The following is a 2,867-nucleotide window of genomic DNA, read 5'->3' on the forward strand; positions in this document are numbered from 1 at the left end:
CCGTACTGCACCACATACACCACCGGGTAAGACATCGCCCCTTTCCACGACAAGGGGACTTTGAACACAAAGACAGCGTTGAACCAATAGGCGAAGACGACGCCGCAGCAATACGCCACAAGATACGCGACCTGGTACGGGACAACGCGCTTGAGCAGCAGGTATATAACGTACGTAAAACCCGTATTTGCCGCACCGCCCACGATAAAGCGCAATTTCCGTCGCCACGCTTCGCTCAACGGGAAAATGCCGACGCTCACGCCTCGTTACCCGTGACGCGTTGGAACTCTGCGTAATCGTTGATGTAGTCGTCCCGCTCGTAGTAGTGCGAGGTAAATACGAGCAAGACCGCGTCATCGGAATACTTGTATTGCGTGCCCCATGTCAGCGGCGGCAGATGCAGGCCGATGTCAGGCGTATCGAGCTTCAGTTCACGACGCGATTTGCCATCGTCGACCAACACCGAACAATGACCCTTTACACAAACGAGGAACTGATGACATTCGCGATGCGCATGCTCGCCTCTCACCTTGTCGGCGGGAACGTTGAATACTGCGAAGTATCGCTTCACCTCGAACGGGATGTCGCGCGCAAACTCACCCACGGCAAGATCGCCACGAGAATCGCTGAACCGCTTCAGTCGATTTAACGTGACCGCGCCGACGCCGACTGGCCGCGGCCATTCACCAGACGCCTGCGACGATTTCGGCAACGACACCTTCGCGTCGACATTCTCTACGTAGCCGACCACCCGCGCGGGTGAGCCTGTCACGATAGCGAATTGCGGCACGGACTTCGTGACCACTGCGCCCGCACCGACCATCGCGCCGGCGCCAATCGTAATGCCGGGCAGCAAGACGGCCCCGCCGCCGACTGATGCGCCCTTCTCGATCACCGTCTGCGCGAATGCTTCGGGATAAACCTTCGAGCGGGGAAATTTGTCATTGGTGAACGTGACGTTCGGTCCAATGAATGCGTCATCTTCTATTCGAATGCCATCCCAAAGATAAACGCCCGATTTGACCGTGACGCGGTCACCGATCACGACATCATTTTCGACAAGGCAATGGGAGCACAAATTGACGTCGCTGCCGATTCTCGCCTCTGGGAGAACAACCACGTATTGCCAGACGCGCGTTCCGTCGCCAATCGACGATGACTTTACGTCTGCGGTCTCATGAATGAATGCGGGGTTAGACATCGGCGTCTCCAGTATTTTTCAGCCACATTGAAACCACGGCCAGTGGGCGCTGCTTGCTGTTTTCGTAGGCTCGCCAGGCGTAAGTGCCGACCAGTCCGAGTCCCAGCAAATTCAATCCACCGAGCACGAGCACCACCAGCATCGTTGCTGCATATCCCGGCACTGTAATCGCACCTGAAATCCGGGCAATGAGAATTAGGATGCCGAGCAGTATCGATACGAGCGAACCGAAGGCGCCGAGACGAATCAACAGACGTATCGGGTAGTCCGTGAAGGCGAACACGCTATCGAGCATGTAGTCGACCTTCTTGCGAAACGTCCACGCCGACACACCTTCTTGCCGCAGTTGCCGCTCATATCCACACAGCTTGCGGCGAAATCCGAGCCAGAAAATCAGCGCGATAAGCGACGATCGCGACTCTTCCAGCTTAAGCAATTGATCGCGAAAAACGCGATTGCAGCCGAACACATCGACGCCGCCTTCCGGCATTTCGTGCACGACCAGTTTGCGATAAAGCTGCCAGAACATGCTCGAAGCGATCCGCGACATGAGCGGGTCGTTTCGCGCAATGCGGGTTCCGATCACGACGTCACATTCGTCCGCTGACAGCGCCGTAAAAAACTGGACCAGCAACTCGGGCGGTTCCTGTAAATCAGCGGCCATCACTCCGTAGAACTCGCCACGCGCCGCAGCCAGTCCCGTTCGGATCGCCGGGAACGAGCCGAAATTGCGCGAATGCGCAAGCAGTTGCACGGGAAAGTCCACCGTTGCAATCGCTTCACGCAATAGTTCGAAGGATCGGTCTGGACTGCCGTCGACAACAAGAACCGCCTCCATATGGCCGTTAAGGTCGCGGTTCATCGACACAAGCGCGTCGATCAGACGCGGTATGGACGCCTCGTTCTTGTAGACGGGTATGACGACCGAATACTTCATGCCGGCCAGCCATTGACGGCCGCAATCACGCGATCGGTCGCGTCATCTGTCATTTCCGGATAACACGGCAAGGTAAGGATCTCGGCGGCAAGACGCTCGGTGTTGGGCAAGCGAACGCCGGCAAATTCCTCGCCGAAAACCGGCTGGCGATAGTCAGGAATGGGGTAATGCACATCCGAGGCAATGTCATGCTGGCGGAGATGCTCGCGCAGGGAGTCGCGCGCCGGGCTGCGAACGACGTACAGATGGGCGACATATTCATCGCCCCCGGCCGAAGGCAAGACCAGCGCGTTGTTCTTGATGCCCGCGCTGTAGCGTTTGGCGATCTCGCGGCGGCGAACGTTTGCTTCATCGAGGAACGGCAACAAATCCTTCAGGATGGCAGCCTGGATTTCATCGAGACGGCTGTTTTTTCCGCCCGGCACTTCGACCGAATACTTCGATGTCCATCCGTATTGACGCAGGTGTCCGACCTTCTCAGCGAGCTGCGCGCTGTTCGTGACCACTGCCCCGCCGTCACCCAGCGCGCCGAGATTTTTCGTCGGGTAGAAACTGAAGCTTGAAATATCGCCGAACGTGCCGACCCGCCGACCTGCGATGCGCGCGCCATGAGCCTGCGCGCAGTCCTCGAGAAGCGGCACTTTGTGCTCCGCGCAAAGCTGCGCGATCTCCACAATTTCCGGCGCGGCGAGGCCATAAAGGTGCGTCACGACGACCGCTTTCGCACCC

General features: G+C 57.9%; 4 protein-coding genes. All 4 read right to left on the reverse strand.

The window, feature by feature from the left end:
- Positions 1 to 260: GtrA family protein (locus WCA53_RS30080; protein WP_423919953.1), on the reverse strand; the 260-nt coding region annotated here is incomplete at its 3' end.
- On the reverse strand, positions 257 to 1,201 hold the full coding sequence (locus WCA53_RS30085; protein ID WP_423919957.1) for a WxcM-like domain-containing protein: 945 nt from the start codon (positions 1,199 to 1,201) through the stop codon (positions 257 to 259). The genes WCA53_RS30085 and WCA53_RS30080, both read right to left, overlap by 4 nt.
- The gene (locus WCA53_RS30090) at positions 1,194 to 2,138 is read right to left on the reverse strand and encodes a glycosyltransferase family 2 protein (RefSeq protein WP_423919962.1); all 945 of its coding nucleotides are present in this window, start codon (positions 2,136 to 2,138) and stop codon (positions 1,194 to 1,196) included. Before WCA53_RS30090 ends, WCA53_RS30085 begins: the two co-directional genes overlap by 8 nt.
- Positions 2,135 to 2,867 (reverse strand): DegT/DnrJ/EryC1/StrS family aminotransferase (locus WCA53_RS30095; RefSeq protein ID WP_423919965.1); only part of this gene is annotated, 733 nt, incomplete at its 5' end. The genes WCA53_RS30090 and WCA53_RS30095, both read right to left, overlap by 4 nt.

Source organism: Caballeronia sp., from assembly GCF_049581465.1.
GTDB lineage: Bacteria > Pseudomonadota > Gammaproteobacteria > Burkholderiales > Burkholderiaceae > Caballeronia.

Bases quoted from the DNA above. Each gene is read 5' to 3' on its own strand.
- WCA53_RS30085 (WP_423919957.1), bottom strand. From the start codon at position 1,201: ATGTCTAACCCCGCATTCATTCATGAGACCGCAGACGTAAAGTCATCG.
- WCA53_RS30090 (WP_423919962.1), bottom strand. From the start codon at position 2,138: ATGAAGTATTCGGTCGTCATACCCGTCTACAAGAACGAGGCGTCCATA.